This is a genomic window from Nocardia sp. NPDC060255 (genome assembly GCF_042727395.1).
Taxonomy (GTDB): Bacteria; Actinomycetota; Actinomycetes; order Mycobacteriales; family Mycobacteriaceae; genus Nocardia.
Genome location: NZ_JBHXAU010000001.1, coordinates 143,766 through 158,236 on the forward strand (window position 1 = coordinate 143,766; position 14,471 = coordinate 158,236).

Here is a 14,471-nt window from a genome sequence, read left to right on the forward strand (position 1 = left end):
CCTACAAGACCGCCTGGAAGATCAACATCGTTGCGCCGATGCGGATCTGGTCCCCGTCGGCGAGCAGCGCGCCGTTCTCGATCGGGTCGTCGTTGACGTAGACGCCGTTGGCCGAGTGCAGGTCCTTGATCAGCAGACCGGCCCGGCTGGGCATGATGTGCGCGTGGTACCGGCTGGCCTTCGGGTCGTCGAGCACCAGGTCGTTGTCGGTCATCCGGCCGATCCGCAGGCCGCCCTGCGCGATCGCGACCACCCGTCCGTCGGGCATCCGCAGCTGTCCGTTGCGCACCGTGCTCGGCGCCTCGGTGACGGTCTCGGTCATCGCCGCGGCCATCCGTTCGACCTGCCGGTGTTCGGCCGCGCCGAGCGGTTCCTGGCGCAGCACCCGATGTTCGAGCTCGATCAGCGCGGGACCGGGGTCGATGCCGAGTTCGTCGGCGAGCACGGCCCGCACCCGGCGGCACGCGTCGAGCGCGTCGGCCTGTCGGCCGGACAGGTACAGCGCGGTGATCAGCTGGCCCCACAGCGGCTCGCGCAGCGGATGCTCGCCGGTCATCGCGACCAGCTCGCCGATCACCGATGACGCACGCCCCAGGGCGATTTCGGCGTCGATCCGGGCGGAGGCGACGGCGAGGCGCTCCTCGTCCATCGCGGTGGCGAAGCCGTCGGCGAACTGCAGGCCGGTGAGATCGGCCAGCGCGCGGCCGCTCCATTCACGCAGCGCGGCACCGAAAAGCTGTGCGGCACCGGCGTGATCGCCGAGCGCGGCCGCCCGGCTGCCCGCCTCCCGCGTCGCCTCGAAACGGCCGAGATCGCAGGCGGTCTCGGCCACTTCCAGGCGATAGCCGGAGGATTCGGTGCGCAACACCGTCGCCGGATCCACTCCCGAATTACGCAGCGCCTTACGGATATTCGAGACGAATACCTGCAGGCTGGCGGCGTAGGAGTCGGGCGGATCCTCGTTCCACACCATGTCGGCCAGCGCGGCCGACGACACGGCGCGCCGCCGATTCACGGTGAGCGCGGCCAACAGAGCCCGCGGCTTGGGCCCGCCGACCGCCACCGGCTCACCGCCGACGAGCAACCGGACGGGCCCGAGCACGCGCACATCCAGACACATGAGCTGTCGAGCCCCCGGTGGGTTGATGAGTGGGTCAGGCGCTGATCGACCTTCCCGCGGACTTCAGATCATTGCACGCCTCGGTGACACGTGCCGCCATCGAGGTTTCGGCCTTCTTGAGGTAGCTGCGCGGGTCGTAGACCTTCTTGTTGCCGACCTCGCCGTCGACCTTGAGCACACCGTCGTAGTTGGTGAACATGTGGCCGGTGATCGGCCGGGTGAACGCGTACTGGGTGTCGGTGTCGACGTTCATCTTCACCACGCCGTAGCGCAGCGAATCCTCGATCTCCGACTTCAGTGAGCCGGAGCCGCCGTGGAAGACGAAGTCGAACGGCTGCGCGTCCTGGCTCAGGCCGAGCTTGGCCGCGGCCACCCGCTGGCCCTCGGCCAGCACCTCGGGCTTGAGCTTGACGTTGCCCGGCTTGTACACGCCGTGCACGTTGCCGAACGTCGCGGCGAGCAGGTACTTGCCGTTCTCGCCCGCGCCCAGCGCGTCGATGGTCTTCTGGAAGTCCTCGGGCGAGGTGTAGAGCTTGTCGTTGATCTCGGCCTCGACGCCGTCCTCTTCACCGCCGACGACGCCGATCTCGACCTCGAGGATGATGTTGGCCTGCGCACAGGCCTTCAGCAGTTCCTTGGCGATCTCGAGGTTCTCGTCGATCGGGATCGCGGAACCGTCCCACATGTGCGACTGGAACAACGGGGGCTGCCCGTTCTTCACCCGCTCCTGGGAAATGGCGATCAGCGGCCGGACGAATCCGTCCAGCTTGTCCTTCGGGCAGTGGTCGGTGTGCAGCGCGATGGTGATGTCGTATTTCGCGGCGATCACGTGCGCGAATTCGGCCAGCGCGACCGAACCGGTGACCATGTCCTTCACGCCCAGGCCGGAACCGAATTCGGCACCGCCGGTGGAGAACTGGATGATGCCGTCGCTACCCGCGTCCGCGAAGCCCTTGATGGCCGCGTTGATCGTCTCCGACGACGTGCAGTTGATGGCGGGAAAGGCAAAGGAGTTCGCTTTGGCCCGACCGAGCATCTCGGCGTAGACCTCCGGAGTCGCGATGGGCACAGTAAGACCTCCGTGATTGTTGCGGCAAAGACCTATTTTGTCAGCCACCACACTAGGACAGCGGTGTTTCGCCTGGTATCCAGGGAGGCCGGAGCCGGGTCAATACCGGTGACCAGCCGGTAGTCGACCGGGAACCATCAGGTGACCAGTCGGTAGTTTCGCGCACAGCGCGGGGTTTCTCAGTCGAACCCGGTACTGTGGGGCCGGTAATTACGCTGGCAGCTTCCGATGCGATGGCAAGCGATCAGGCCAGCCGTATCCAGAACAGGAGACCGCGTGATTCTGCTGGCAGCGACAGAATCGGTGACGAGCAACCTCGCTCTCAAAGAGTTGCTCGACCCGATGCACCTGCTCACGGAGACGTGGCTCAAGAACGCGGTGCTCCCGGCCATCCTGGTGATCGTTTTCATCGAGACCGGCCTGCTGTTCCCGATCCTGCCCGGCGATTCGCTGCTGTTCACCGGCGGCCTGCTCGCGGCGCAGGCGAATCCGCCGGTGTCGATCTGGCTGCTGCTGCCCGCCGTGATCGCGATCGCCTTCGCCGGTGACCAGAGCGGCTATTGGATAGGCCGGGCGATCGGGCCCGCGCTGTTCCACAAGGAAGACACCCGTTTCTTCAAGAAGCACTACGTGACCGAGACGCACGAGTTCTTCGAGAAGTACGGTCCCAAGACCATCATCCTGGCCCGGTTCGTGCCGATCGTGCGCACCTTCATGCCGGTGCTGGCCGGTGTGTCCAAGATGGACTACCGCAAGTTCGTCGCGTTCGACATCGTCGGCGCGGTGCTGTGGGGCGGCGGCGTGACCGTGCTCGGCTACTTCCTCGGCAATGTCGCCTTCATCCGCGACCACGTCGAGGCGATCTTCCTGCTCATCGTGCTGATCTCGGTGCTGCCCGGCATCTTCGCGGTGGCGAAGAAGCTGCTCAACCGTGGCGCGGAGCCGGCGGCCCGGCAAGAAGCCGAGTTGTCCGTCTCGACGAACGAGCCGACCCGCTGAGCTCGTGATCGCGGCGTCCTCGCCCCTAGCAGTGGGCAATTTCGATCCGCTGATGTCAGCGGGGCCCGCGCTCGTCTGGACAGTGGTTCTGGCCTTTGTCTTCATCGAGTGCGCGGTCATTCTCGGGCTCTTCCTACCCGGCGACTCCATGTTGATCACCGCGGGCATCGTGATGGCGTCCAACGCCTCCGGCGAAGCGCAGGTGTGGGCGCTGTCGGTGGGCACCATGCTCGCGGCCATCGCCGGTAATCAAGTGGGCTATGTCATCGGGGCGCGGACCGGGCATCGCCTGGTGGCGCGCAAGAACGGCCGCTACATCAACACCCGCAATCTGCAACGGGTCACCGAACTGCTGGAGCGGCACGGGTTCGTCGCGGTGCTCGTCGCCCGCTGGATTCCGTGGGTGCGCACGCTGTGCCCGACGGTCGCGGGCGCGGCGGGCATGGATCATCGCAAGTTCACGGTGGCAAGCACCGTCGGCGCGATCATCTGGGCGCCGATACTGCTGCTCATCGGGTACTACGCGGGCGGCTTCCTGGATCGGGTGCCGTGGCTGATGCCGATCGTGATCGGCACGCTGGTGCTGGGCCTGATCATCGGAACGGTGCTGGGGATCCGGCACTACCGGCAGGAAATGGCCAAGCCCGCAGAGGAATTCGAGCTGGAGACCTCGCCGAGCGGCATCACCGACGCGGACGGCTGAGCGGAAAGCGAAGTCGCAGGGCCGATTACAGTCCGACTGATTACAACCCGGCCGCGCTGACCAGGTAGGCGGCCTCCATCAGCATCCAGCCGGACAGCTGCACCGACAGGTCGCGTTCGGGCACCTTGGACGAGGTCACCGAGCCGCCGGCGGTGAAGTGGCCCGCACCCGCGATACCACCGGGCAGCGTCGCCGGTTGGCTCCAGTCGTGCCCGAACAGCGGCTCGCCCTCGACCTCGAGCCGGTTCGCCCAGGCGGCCGTCGCCGAGGCGCGCACGATCTGGGCCGCACAGCGTCGAGTCTCCTGCTGCGCCTTGTCGTCGCCGGGCAGCATCAGCGCGACCACCGCGAGGTAGCGGGCCAGGATGCCGTTGAACAGTCCGCCGTCGCCGCCACCGCCACCGTTGACGATGCCCCGGGTGGTCATGTGCTCTTCGACGGCCTCGAGTAATCGATGCACGCGCTCGCCGTGTCTCGGCTCGCCGGTGTGCATCGCCAATTCGGTTTCCACGCCGAGCACCACGCCCTGGCAGTAGCTGAACACCGGACGCTCGATCTCGCCGGAGGGCAGGTGGATGCCGTCGAGGATCAGGCCGCTCTCCGGATCGCGAAGCGTCGCGTCCAGCCAGTCGGCCATCTCCTGGGCTCGCGCGTGCCGCCCGAGCCGCAGCAACGCGATGGCGGCCGGGCCGTTGGCGGGCGCGTTGTAATAGTCGGAGCCGATGCGCCACGGCACGGCGCCGACCGTCGGATCGAAGCCCTCGTACAGCGGCTTCTCCAACGCGATCAGCCCGCCGCGCGCCTCGGTGACGCCTGCGGTCCGCTCGGCGCGTTCCAGCGCGATGGCCAGCCAGGCCATGTCGTCGTAGTACTTGTTGGTCCAGCCGGTGATGTTGCGGATGCGGTGCGAGCGCGCGATCGCGGCAATCCGCTTGCGCCGCACCGGGGTTGGCAGCCGGTTGGCGGCGTCGACCGCGCAGTCGATCAGGTGGGCCTGCCACCAGTAGTGCCACGACCCGAACGCGCGCTCCCGCTTGGTCGCCGGCCAGCCGACCACCCCGAGCTCGGTCCCCGGCAATGCCCACAGCGCGCGCACATGCCGGGACACGATCGCCGATTCCGCCATGTCCGCGCGTTCGGACCACAGCGCAGGTGTCACTGCGGCATCCCGCCCGGCCTGCGAGCGTTCACCCAGCGACCGCGGCGTCGCGCGCCGCGGATCCTGTGCCCTCCGCGTGGTCATGCACCAATGGTGCCAGCCCCGCCCGGATTTCCGCGCCCGATTTGTTACACAAGCGATGTGTATTTGTTCTCGCACCCATGTCCTACAGACATCCGATGCGCCGGACCCGCACTGTTCGGCCGAATCTCCGGCGGCAGCACCGATCAGCCCTTCAGGCGCAGCACCGCGAGGACGCGGCGGTGGTGCGTGTCGGAGGGGGGTAGGTCGAGTTTGGTGAAGATGTTGCCGATGTGTTTTTCGACGGCGCGTTCGGTGACGGTGAGGCTGGTGGCGATGGCGTTGTTGGACAGGCCCTGTGCCATCAGTTCGAGGACCTCGCGTTCGCGCGGGGTGAGGCGGGTCAGGGAATCCTGTTGCCGGGATGCGCCCATCAATTGGCTCACCACCTCCGGGTCTAGGGCGGTGCCGCCGGTGGCGACACGGTGGAGGGCGTCGACGAAATCGCGGACGTCGGCCACCCGGTCCTTGAGCAGGTAGCCGACACCGCTCGCGCCGCTTGCGAGAAGTTCGGTGGCGTAACGGGTTTCGACCCATTGGGAAAATACGAGCACGCCGGTCATCGGGTACTTGCGGCGCAGTTCGATGGCGGCGAGCAGGCCCTCGTCGGTGAAGCTCGGTGGCATCCGCACGTCCACCACGGCGACATCGGGATTGTGCAGGCCGACCACGTCGCTCAATGTTGTCGCGTCGCCGACCATGGCGACCACCTCGTGACCGCGTTCGGTCAGCAGGCCCGCGAGCCCGTCCCGCAGGATCGCGCTGTCCTCGGCGATCACGATGCGCAGCGACTCGTTCATCGCGAGCCGTCTTTCGGCAGCAGGATGGTGACCACGGTGGGGCCGCCGGTCGGGCTCTGCACGGTGAGGGTGCCGTCGACGGTGCGCGCTCGCGCGGCCAGGCCGGAAAGCCCACTGCCCGCGGCGAATTCGCCCGGGGCGGGTTGCAGCACACCGCCGATTCCGTTGTCCCGCACGGTGACCGCGATGGTCCGCGCGTCCGTCGGGACCACCGAGATCCAGGCCCGGGTCGCGTTGGCGTGTTTGATCACATTGGTGATCAACTCGGCCACCGAGAAGTAGGCGATCGCCTCGATCGCCGGATCCGGCCGTTCGGGCAGGTGTGCCCGCAGCTCCACCGGAACCGAGCTGCGCGCGGCCAGGGTCTCCAGGGCCGGGGCGAGCCCGAGTTCCAGTGCGGGCGGGTGGATTCCGCGCACCAGCTCGCGCAATTCGGTCAGCGCCTCCTTGGAGCTGGCGTGCGCGTCCGCGATCAGGTCGCGCGGATCGCCGCCCGTGGACAGCCGATCCTCGGCCCGGCCGAGCGCCATCGCGATGGTGACCAGGCGGGCCTGGGTGCCGTCGTGCAGATCCCGCTCCAGCCGCCGCAGCGTGGCCGTCGAATCGTCGACCGCAGCCTTCCTGCCCTGCTGCAGCTCGACGATCCGCCGATCGCCCGCGGTCACGCTCAGCAGCGCGATGGTCAGCAGTCGATGAATCCAGCAGACCGCACGCAGCAGCCAGGGCAGCGCGAAGCAGCCGACGACACCGAGCGCCGCGAGGCCGAGCACCCGAGGCCAGGTCTCGATGTAGTAGTCACCGAACTGGGCCAGCGAATGATGTTCCACGCCTTGGGCATCAATGTTGATCGGATCGAAAAGCCACCAGGGGATCGGTGAGAGCGCGACGAACACCGTCATCGCGATAACGATCAGCAGCAGCCAGCCGACCACGACACCCAGCACCGACTGCGCGAGCAGGAACAACGCGGCCCGCCAACTGGCCCGATCGGTGAACGCGCTCTTGACGAAGCCGAGCACGCCCGGCCCCGACTGAAACGGCGGCGGTGGCGTCACTTCCGTGTCGAGCAGATCCTTGGCCAGCGCCCGATAAATCCGGGCCCAGGTCCGGCCGCCGAGCAGGATCAAGGCCAGCAGCGGCAGCCCGACGATGGTGACCGCGATCGCCGCACCGCCGCCCATGAGGTACATGTACGCGACGGCGAGGCAGCCGAGGACGAACACGGTGAATACGTAGACGAGTTCTTTCCAGAAGCGGGCCTGGAACGGGGCGCGTAGCACGGCACGGGCCACCCGCTCGGCGGAACGCCCGGCTTTTCCGGGCGTCGGGTCGAGCACGAGGGTGGGTTCGGCGTGTGTCTCGGTCATGGCTCCCATGGTTGTCGGCGCGGCGGCGGTGTTCGATGGAGCTGTCCGCCGAATATGTGGTGTAGCCAGCTACACCCACTACCATCCAGCTGATGAGCTACCCGCCGCAGCAGCCGCCGTACGGCTATCCAGCCTACGGGGCCTACGGACCGCCGCCGGAACACCCACAGGCCACCATCATCCTGATCCTCGGCATTCTCAGCCTGGTGTTCTGTCAGATCATCGGCCCGGTCGCCTGGGTGCTGGGCAGGCGGGCGCTCAACGAGATCGACGCGTCCGGCGGTGCGCTGGGCGGGCGCTCGAATGTGATGGTCGGCTACGTCTGCGGGATCATCGCCTCGGCGCTGATCATCGTCGGCATCCTGTTCGTCGTGCTGTTCGTCGTGCTCGGCCTGGTCGGCGTCTGGAGCAGCACCAACACGTACTGACCCGCGCCGATCCGGCCGCATGACAGCGCGGCCGGGGACGGAATTAGCATCGTCGGAGTGAATCACCCAGTGCCGGACGCGGCGGAGCAGGACCCACCCGGGCCGACCGAGTGGGGCGAGCACCCGCACGGTGTCGGCCCGTGGGCCGCCGAGCATGCCGAGCCGCCGCCGGACGATCCCCGGCTCGACCCCGAACTACTGAGCGGCGGCGACCGCCGCAACGTGGTCGACGCCTACCGTTATTGGACGCGCGAATCCATCGTCGCCGACATCGACCGGCGCAGGCACCCGTTCCACGTCGCCATCGAGAACTTCGGGCACGACGCCAACATCGGCACGGTGGTCCGCACCGCCAACGCCTTCGCCGCCGCGGCCGTGCACATCGTCGGCCGGAAGCGGTGGAACCGGCGTGGCGCCATGGTGACCGATCGTTATCAGCACATCGAGCATCACGCGAGCATCGCCGAGCTGCTGGATTTCGCCGCGCGCGCAGGGCTCACCGTGGTCGCGGTGGACAACGTGCCGGGCTCGGTCCCGCTGGAAACCGCGGAGCTGCCGCGCGACTGCCTGCTGCTGTTCGGCCAGGAGGGCCCCGGCGTCACCGAGCACGCGAAAGACGCTGCGGCCATGACCGTTTCGATCGCCCAGTTCGGCTCGACGCGCAGCATCAACGCGGGCGTCGCCGCCGGAATCGCCATGCACGCCTGGGTCCGCCAGCACGCGGATCTCGCCGACGCCTGGTAGCGGATCCGGCGCATAGCGAACCGACCGGAACGGCCGCCACGGCCCGACTGTCACGCCCTGATTTGCGCACGTCAGTGCCGCTGCGGGCCTATCCTGAAGGTCCGGCAGTCGCCGGTGGAGGCTGGGATGGATCACGGGCGAATTTTGCGCACGGTGCTCGCGGTGACCGCCGCGTACCTGGTTGTGCTCGGGCTGTGGTTGGGCTGGATAGTTCAGCACACGCCGTCGGGGACGTTGCCGTATCAGATCGTGGCGTTGGTCGGGCTGTTCGGGACGTGCGTGGGGATCGGCATGATGGTGGCGTCGCGGCCGTCCAAGGCGGATCGGCGATTGTGGCGGGAGGGCTTGGAAGGGTGGGCGACGGTGCACGGGGTGCATCCGCTGGAGCGGACCGATCATCACACCGAGCTGACCGAACTGGATTTGGAGTTGACCATTCCAGGATCCGAGACTTACCGGGGGACAATCATTTTCGACGTCACGCCGGCGGACAAGCCGCGCCTCGCGGTCGGCGAGACCATCTCGATCCGGGTCGATCCGGCGAACCGGGATCGGATCATCGTGGTGCTGTAACCCGTACAGCGGCACCGGTTCTGATTCGTCGCACCTGGAATCGCATGCGATTTCCGGTGCCGGAAATCAAGAGTGGTGCGACCGGTGCGCGGCGGGGTCGGCGAGCAGGGACTGGGCGGCGGCGTAGGTGGCCAGGATGACGCCCTCGGTGAGCCGGCGGGTGCGTTCGGTGTGGGCGAAGAGGCGGCGGAGCACGATCAGGCCGTCGGAGATGGTGAACAGTAGGGCACCGATGCCTAGTCGGCTGCGCGGGTCGGTGTTGGGAATGTTCACGCCCGCAATGGATTTCGCGCCCGGCGCCAGTGCGGGGTCCGAGGCGAGCACGCCCGCGATGCTCAGCGTCGCGCCGTAGGCGGTCAACGGTGCGGCGACGGCAGGCGCCTTCGCGCGGAGCAGGGCCGCCGCGCCGAGCCAGGCACCCAGTCGCGGCAGCGCCACCTCGGCACGTGGACGCGCGCCCTTGCGCAACCACAGCGCCGAATACCCCGCCTGCATCACCGCGAACGACGACGCACCGGCGATCAGGCGGCGGTCGTTGTCCGGGTCGATGAGCAGGATGTCACCGAGCGTCGCGGCGCCGAGCGAGCCGAGCAGCACGGCGCGATCCGTGGGATCGATGTCGGTGCCGCTGCTGACCACGTCGGCGGCCAGCAGCGGCATCAGCAAGGGTTTCGCGATCCACTGCACCGTCTCGCGACCGATCACGGCGGCATAGACGGTGACAGTGGCCGCGGCGAGAAACCCGGCCCGGAACCACCGCATCGGTCAGAAGCTCGGCTCGACCGGCTTGGGCGGCAACGTGACGACCTGACCCGCGTAGCTGAGTCCGGCGCCGAAGCCGAGCAGCAGCGCCAGCTGACCGCCCTTCGCCTTGCCGGTCACCAGCATCTCCTCCATCGCCAGCGGGATCGACGCGGCGGAGGTGTTGCCGGTCTGCACGATGTCGTTGGCCATCGGGATGTCGTCGGCCAGGCCGAGGTTCTTCTTCATCAGCTCGTTGATCCGGGCATTGGCCTGGTGCGGGACGAAGACCTCGATGTCTTCCTTCGCCACCCCGGACCGCTCCAGCGCGGTGGACAGCGCGCGCGGCAAAGTGACTGCGGCCCAACGGAACACGCGTGGGCCCTGCATCCGCAGCGACATCCGGCCGATCGGCTCGACCGCCGGGTCGGTGCCCTGCATGGCCTGCGCCTTCTCCATGTATTCGAGGAAGTTGACGTCCTGCGCGATGGCGCCCGCGTTCTCGCCGTCGCTGCCCCAGACCGTCGGCGAGATGCCGTTCTCCGCGCTCGGCCCGACCACCACCGCGCCCGCGCCGTCACCGAAGATCATCGCGGTGCCGCGGTCGGTGGGGTCGAGTCCGACGGTCATCGTCTCGGCGCCGATCAACAGCACGTACTCGGCCGAGCCGGCCCGGATCAGGTCCGCGGCCACGCCGAGGCCGTAACCGAAACCGCCGCACCCGGACGTCAGATCGAACGCCGGGATCCCGTTGATGCCGAGGTCGTGCGCGATGGACGGGGCACCGTGCGGGGTCAGCATGAGCCAGCTCGAGGTGGCCAGGATCAGCGCGCCGATCTTGGATCGGTCGATGCCGCTGTTGACGATCGCGCGCTCACCGGCCGCCGCGGCGATCGACTGCAACGTCTCGTCGCCGCTGATCCACCGCCGGTTCTCGATGCCGGTGCGCTCGAAGATCCACTGCGGGGTGGAATCGAGGACCTTGCACACTTCCTCGTTGCTGACAATTCGCTGCGGTCGATAGGCACCGATACCGAGCATCGCAACATTGTCGCGATTTTTGTTGATTGCAATGCTCACCACTGGAGATGACCCTTCACCTTTGAAGAACTAGACCGCTGTCCAGGCTAGCTGAGGGCCAAATCCTTCAGCCCGAGGATGGATCGATACTCCAGCCCCTCGGCCGCGATCACCTGGTCGGCCCCGGTCTCCCGGTCGACGACGGTAGCGACACCGACCACGGTCGCGCCCGCGTCACGCAGCGCGCGCACCGCCGTGAGCGGGGAGTTTCCGGTGGTCGTGGTGTCCTCGACGACGAGCACCCGCTTGCCGACGATGTCCGGGCCCTCGATCTGGCGCTGCATGCCGTGCGCCTTCGCCGCCTTGCGCACCACGAAGGCGTTGATCGGGCGGCCCGCCGCGTGCATCACGGCGAAGGCGACCGGATCGGCACCCATGGTGAGCCCGCCGACCGCGTCGAAATCCCAGTCCGCGACCAGCTCGCGCAGCAGCTTGCCGATCAGCGGTCCCGCGCTGTGGTGCAGCGTCGCGCGGCGCAGGTCGACGTAGTAGTCGGCCTCTTTGCCCGAGGACAGGGTGACTCTGCCGTGCACGACGGCGAGCTCGCGCACCAGCGCCGCCAATCTGTCTCGGTCGGCACCGGCTGCGATGCCGAGCGCCGACTCGTTCGTGGTTGCCTCGTCGATCATTCCTAAGTCCTTCCGCGTGTGTTGAACAAGCCGCGATTCAGTCGGGCCGCCAGGGCTCGCGGGATCATCCCGGCGACGGTGGTAAGCGTTTTGTACTGCACACCGGGCACACTGAGCACCCGGTCCTTCTCCAGATCACGCAGGGAACCGGCAACTACCTGGTCCACACTCAGCCACAAGGCTTTCGGCAGCGACGACGCATCGATACCGGCTCGCTCATGGAATTCGGTGTGCACGAATCCCGGGCACAGGGCCTGGACCCGGACACCTGTTCCGGCCAGTCCACCTGCCAACCCTTCCGTGAAGGATACGACGTAGGCCTTGGCCGCCGAATACGTCGAGCCCCGTCCGGGGATCACCCCCGCCACGCTGGCCAGATTGACGACCGAACCCTTGGCCGCGGCGATCATAGACGGCAGCGCCGCGCGGGTGAACTGCACCACCGCGGTGATGTTGACGTCCACCTCGTCCTGCAGCTGCTCGGGCGAGAGCGCCCAGAACTCCGCCGAGTGCGCGAATCCCGCGTTGTTGACCAGGAATTCGACGCCTTCGGCCAGCCGGGCCGCCACCCGGTTCCGGTCGGCCCGCTGCGTCAGATCGGTGACGAGCACCTCGCAGCGGGTGCCGAAACGATGCTCGAGCGCCGCGGCGAGGGTGGCCAGCCGCTCCTGATCGCGGGCGACCAGCACCAGGTCGTAGCCGAGCGAGGCGAGGCGCATCGCGTAGCCGTGACCGATGCCGGAGGTCGGTCCGGTGATCAACGCCACGGGACGGGTAGCGCCGGGCAGCCGGGTGACCGCGGGGTGTTCGGTCACCTGCGCTCGATCGGCCGGAGAACCGCGCGGACGCGGGCCGAGCCGATCACTGCGGCACAGGTCCCTGGTACGGACGGAAGCCGGGATGGAACGGGCCGCCGGGCGGTTCGGCCGCGGCGTCCTCCTCGCGCGCCGCCGGGCGACGGCCGGGCTCGCCGGCCCAGTCGTCGTCGGCGGGGAGTTCGTCTCGCTGCGCCGGCGCCCACGTGTCGCGCGGCTCGGGCGTGCGCTGGTCCCGCGCCTCGGGCGACCATTCGTCGCGCGGTTCCGGCGACCATTCGTCGCGGCGCTCGGGGGTCCACTCGTCGGCGGTCCTGCGGTCCTCGCGGACCCGGGCCCGCGCGTCCGGCACCACGGCCAGCGACGGGCGGCGCGGCGGCTCCGGATCCTCGGGTGCGGACAGCGGGGCGCGGTCCTCGTCGTAGTCCTGTTCGACGAACGGCGCCTCGTCGAACTCCTCGTCCTTGCGCAGCCGCGGCGGCTGCACCCTGGCACCGCCGAGCGGCTCGTCGAGCTCCTCGGCCGCGGCCTCCTCCGGCCGCTGCCTGCCGCGCGGACGCGGGCGGCCCGGATCGTGCCCGCCGTTGTCGAAGCGCGGCTCGCTGACCGGCGGCAGCACGTGCAGCAGCCCGGACAGGCGCAGTACCGCGTCGATCGAGGTCTCCCACTCGCGCGAGGAGGTGCCGACGGACAACATGCCGAGGGTCCAGTTGCCCTCGCTCCAGAGCATCTGCACGGTGTCGGGCAGCGTCTCGATGAACGCCACCATCCGCTGATCGACGGCGTGCCTGGCGATTTCCGGGTTGGTGGCGAACACCACCCGATCGCCGATCGCGCCGAGCAGTTCGAGATCGGCGTCCTTCGGCGGCGACGCGGTCTTGAGCCGCATGTCGACATCGATGTCCGAGCCGATCTGGCGGCGCACCGCGATCAGCGTCGCGGAGTCCTCCAGATCGAAGAGCACGAACTTCTCACCCTTGCGAATGCCGGACACCACATCGACCGCCGAGAGGTAGCCGAGCTTGGCCAGCGCGCCGCGCCGCCAGGTCGAGGGGAGCGCGGGCTCCACCGACACATACGTGTAGCCCTGGGATTTCGCCCAGACCTGCCGCGCGTGACCGGTCCGCTGTCGCTGGATCCGATCGAAATACAGCAGCACGATCGCACCCACGAGTGCGATCGCCGCCAAGCCGAACCACATTGCCGTCATCGGTGTCCAGCTTAATGGGCGCGGACGGACAACGTCCGTCGACAGCCCGAGCCGGCCCGAGCGAAGCAGCGGTCGTTCATCTTCCGCCGCCGGGCAGCGCGGTGCTGATGATGACCTTGGCCTGAATCGATCCGTCCGCGGCCTTGTCACCCTGGATCAACACGATGTCGCCGACGGGCAGATCGGAGACCTTGGTGCCCGACATCGAGATCACCTGCGTCTTGGCGTCGGTGTGCACGGTGGTCGTGGCGCCGAGCAGGGTGCTGACGGTGAGCGTGCCGCCGTCGTTGGCGGTGATGGTGCCCATCGTCGCGCCGAGATTGTCGATGCCGCCGCCGAGGCCGGGCACGCCGGGCAGCCCGCTCGGTGTGGGGCGCGGCGATCCGGGCAGCGGACGGCTCGCGGTCGGGACGGTCGAGGTGCTCGCGGCGCTGGTCGACGACGAATTCTTGTTGGCGAACACCACTCCGCCGACGATGCCGAGCACCGCGACCAGCGCGACGATCCCGAGGATGAGCGCGATCCACAACCCGGTGTTGCGCCGCCGCGGCGGTTCCGGCGGCAGGTCCGCGGGCGGCATGCCGCCGGGCGGGACGGGACCGCCGGGCTGCTGCGCGGCGCCCGCCCACTGATCGCCGTAAGTGCTTTCGTAAGCGCCCCATTGGTTGTCATGCGGCGGGAACTCGCGGGTGGCGTTCGGTGGCGGCGGTGCCCACGGCTCGAACTGTTCGGTCGCCGGATATGCCGAGGGTGCGCCGGTCCCGTACGCCTCGGCGTACTCCGTGGTGTGCAGCGGCTGCTCGAACCCGGACTTGCCGCCCAGGTGCTCGGTCGGTGCCTCCGCCGGCCGCTGCCCCCACGGATCGTTCGGGTTGGTCATGGGTTCCAGGTTAGGCGTTCCGTCGCGTTCGCTCCGGTCTTGCGCGATCTGAAGTCGTGACGCGCCAGATGGG

Annotated in this window: 16 protein-coding genes; 5 read left to right on the forward strand and 11 right to left on the reverse strand. The window is 68.4% G+C overall.

Annotation, left to right across the window (positions count from 1 at the left end; translation table 11 throughout):
* Window position 1: 1 nt before the first annotated feature.
* On the reverse strand, window positions 2-1,120 hold the full coding sequence (locus tag ACFWF1_RS00690) for a BTAD domain-containing putative transcriptional regulator (RefSeq protein WP_379284197.1): 1,119 nt from the start codon (window positions 1,118-1,120) through the stop codon (window positions 2-4).
* 34 nt (window positions 1,121-1,154) lie between these two features.
* The gene (gene fbaA, locus ACFWF1_RS00695; RefSeq protein WP_379284196.1) at window positions 1,155-2,189 is read right to left on the reverse strand and encodes a class II fructose-bisphosphate aldolase; all 1,035 of its coding nucleotides are present in this window, start codon (window positions 2,187-2,189) and stop codon (window positions 1,155-1,157) included.
* Window positions 2,190-2,531: 342 nt separating this feature from the next.
* Between fbaA and ACFWF1_RS00700 the strand changes: the two genes are divergently transcribed.
* Complete coding sequence (locus ACFWF1_RS00700) at window positions 2,532-3,188, forward strand: DedA family protein (protein WP_379284460.1); 657 nt, start codon at window positions 2,532-2,534, stop codon at window positions 3,186-3,188.
* 52 nt (window positions 3,189-3,240) lie between these two features.
* Window positions 3,241-3,891 (forward strand): DedA family protein, encoded by a 651-nt coding sequence (locus ACFWF1_RS00705; protein ID WP_379284195.1) that lies wholly within the window; start codon window positions 3,241-3,243, stop codon window positions 3,889-3,891.
* A 40-nt stretch (window positions 3,892-3,931) separates the two neighbouring features.
* Here the strand turns inward: ACFWF1_RS00705 and ACFWF1_RS00710 are convergent, their stop codons facing one another.
* The 3 genes from ACFWF1_RS00710 to ACFWF1_RS00720 all read right to left on the reverse strand — a co-directional run bounded on the left by ACFWF1_RS00710 (window position 3,932) and on the right by ACFWF1_RS00720 (window position 7,298).
* Complete coding sequence (locus ACFWF1_RS00710) at window positions 3,932-5,017, reverse strand: glycoside hydrolase family 76 protein (RefSeq protein WP_379284459.1); 1,086 nt, start codon at window positions 5,015-5,017, stop codon at window positions 3,932-3,934.
* Between the two features lie 260 nt (window positions 5,018-5,277).
* Entirely contained in the window at window positions 5,278-5,931 is a 654-nt protein-coding gene (locus tag ACFWF1_RS00715) for a LuxR C-terminal-related transcriptional regulator (RefSeq protein ID WP_379284194.1), read from the reverse strand.
* On the reverse strand, window positions 5,928-7,298 hold the full coding sequence (locus tag ACFWF1_RS00720) for a sensor histidine kinase (protein WP_379284193.1): 1,371 nt from the start codon (window positions 7,296-7,298) through the stop codon (window positions 5,928-5,930). The genes ACFWF1_RS00715 and ACFWF1_RS00720 overlap by 4 nt, the downstream gene beginning before the upstream one ends.
* Window positions 7,299-7,390: 92 nt before the next feature.
* Between ACFWF1_RS00720 and ACFWF1_RS00725 the strand changes: the two genes are divergently transcribed.
* From ACFWF1_RS00725 to ACFWF1_RS00735, 3 genes are all read left to right on the forward strand, one after another.
* Window positions 7,391-7,726 (forward strand): DUF4190 domain-containing protein, encoded by a 336-nt coding sequence (locus tag ACFWF1_RS00725; protein WP_379284192.1) that lies wholly within the window; start codon window positions 7,391-7,393, stop codon window positions 7,724-7,726.
* 57 nt (window positions 7,727-7,783) lie between these two features.
* A complete protein-coding gene (locus ACFWF1_RS00730) occupies window positions 7,784-8,470 on the forward strand; it encodes a TrmH family RNA methyltransferase (RefSeq protein ID WP_379284191.1) in 687 nt (228 codons plus the stop codon).
* A 126-nt stretch (window positions 8,471-8,596) separates the two neighbouring features.
* Window positions 8,597-9,043 (forward strand): hypothetical protein, encoded by a 447-nt coding sequence (locus ACFWF1_RS00735; RefSeq protein WP_379284190.1) that lies wholly within the window; start codon window positions 8,597-8,599, stop codon window positions 9,041-9,043.
* Window positions 9,044-9,109: 66 nt separating this feature from the next.
* On the opposite strand, the gene ACFWF1_RS00740 is transcribed toward ACFWF1_RS00735, so the two are convergent.
* The 6 genes from ACFWF1_RS00740 to ACFWF1_RS00765 all read right to left on the reverse strand — a co-directional run bounded on the left by ACFWF1_RS00740 (window position 9,110) and on the right by ACFWF1_RS00765 (window position 14,398).
* Window positions 9,110-9,805, reverse strand: a complete 696-nt coding sequence (locus tag ACFWF1_RS00740) for a lysoplasmalogenase (RefSeq protein WP_379284188.1) — start codon at window positions 9,803-9,805, stop codon at window positions 9,110-9,112.
* A 3-nt stretch (window positions 9,806-9,808) separates the two neighbouring features.
* A complete protein-coding gene (locus tag ACFWF1_RS00745) occupies window positions 9,809-10,867 on the reverse strand; it encodes a beta-ketoacyl-ACP synthase 3 (protein WP_379284187.1) in 1,059 nt (352 codons plus the stop codon).
* A 44-nt stretch (window positions 10,868-10,911) separates the two neighbouring features.
* Window positions 10,912-11,493 (reverse strand): orotate phosphoribosyltransferase, encoded by a 582-nt coding sequence (gene pyrE, locus ACFWF1_RS00750; protein WP_379284185.1) that lies wholly within the window; start codon window positions 11,491-11,493, stop codon window positions 10,912-10,914.
* A gap of 2 nt (window positions 11,494-11,495) precedes the next feature.
* Entirely contained in the window at window positions 11,496-12,308 is an 813-nt protein-coding gene (locus ACFWF1_RS00755; protein ID WP_379284184.1) for an SDR family NAD(P)-dependent oxidoreductase, read from the reverse strand.
* Between the two features lie 46 nt (window positions 12,309-12,354).
* Entirely contained in the window at window positions 12,355-13,518 is a 1,164-nt protein-coding gene (locus tag ACFWF1_RS00760; protein WP_379284182.1) for a hypothetical protein, read from the reverse strand.
* A gap of 76 nt (window positions 13,519-13,594) precedes the next feature.
* Complete coding sequence (locus ACFWF1_RS00765) at window positions 13,595-14,398, reverse strand: DUF5666 domain-containing protein (RefSeq protein WP_379284181.1); 804 nt, start codon at window positions 14,396-14,398, stop codon at window positions 13,595-13,597.
* Between the last annotated feature and the right edge of the window lie 73 nt (window positions 14,399-14,471).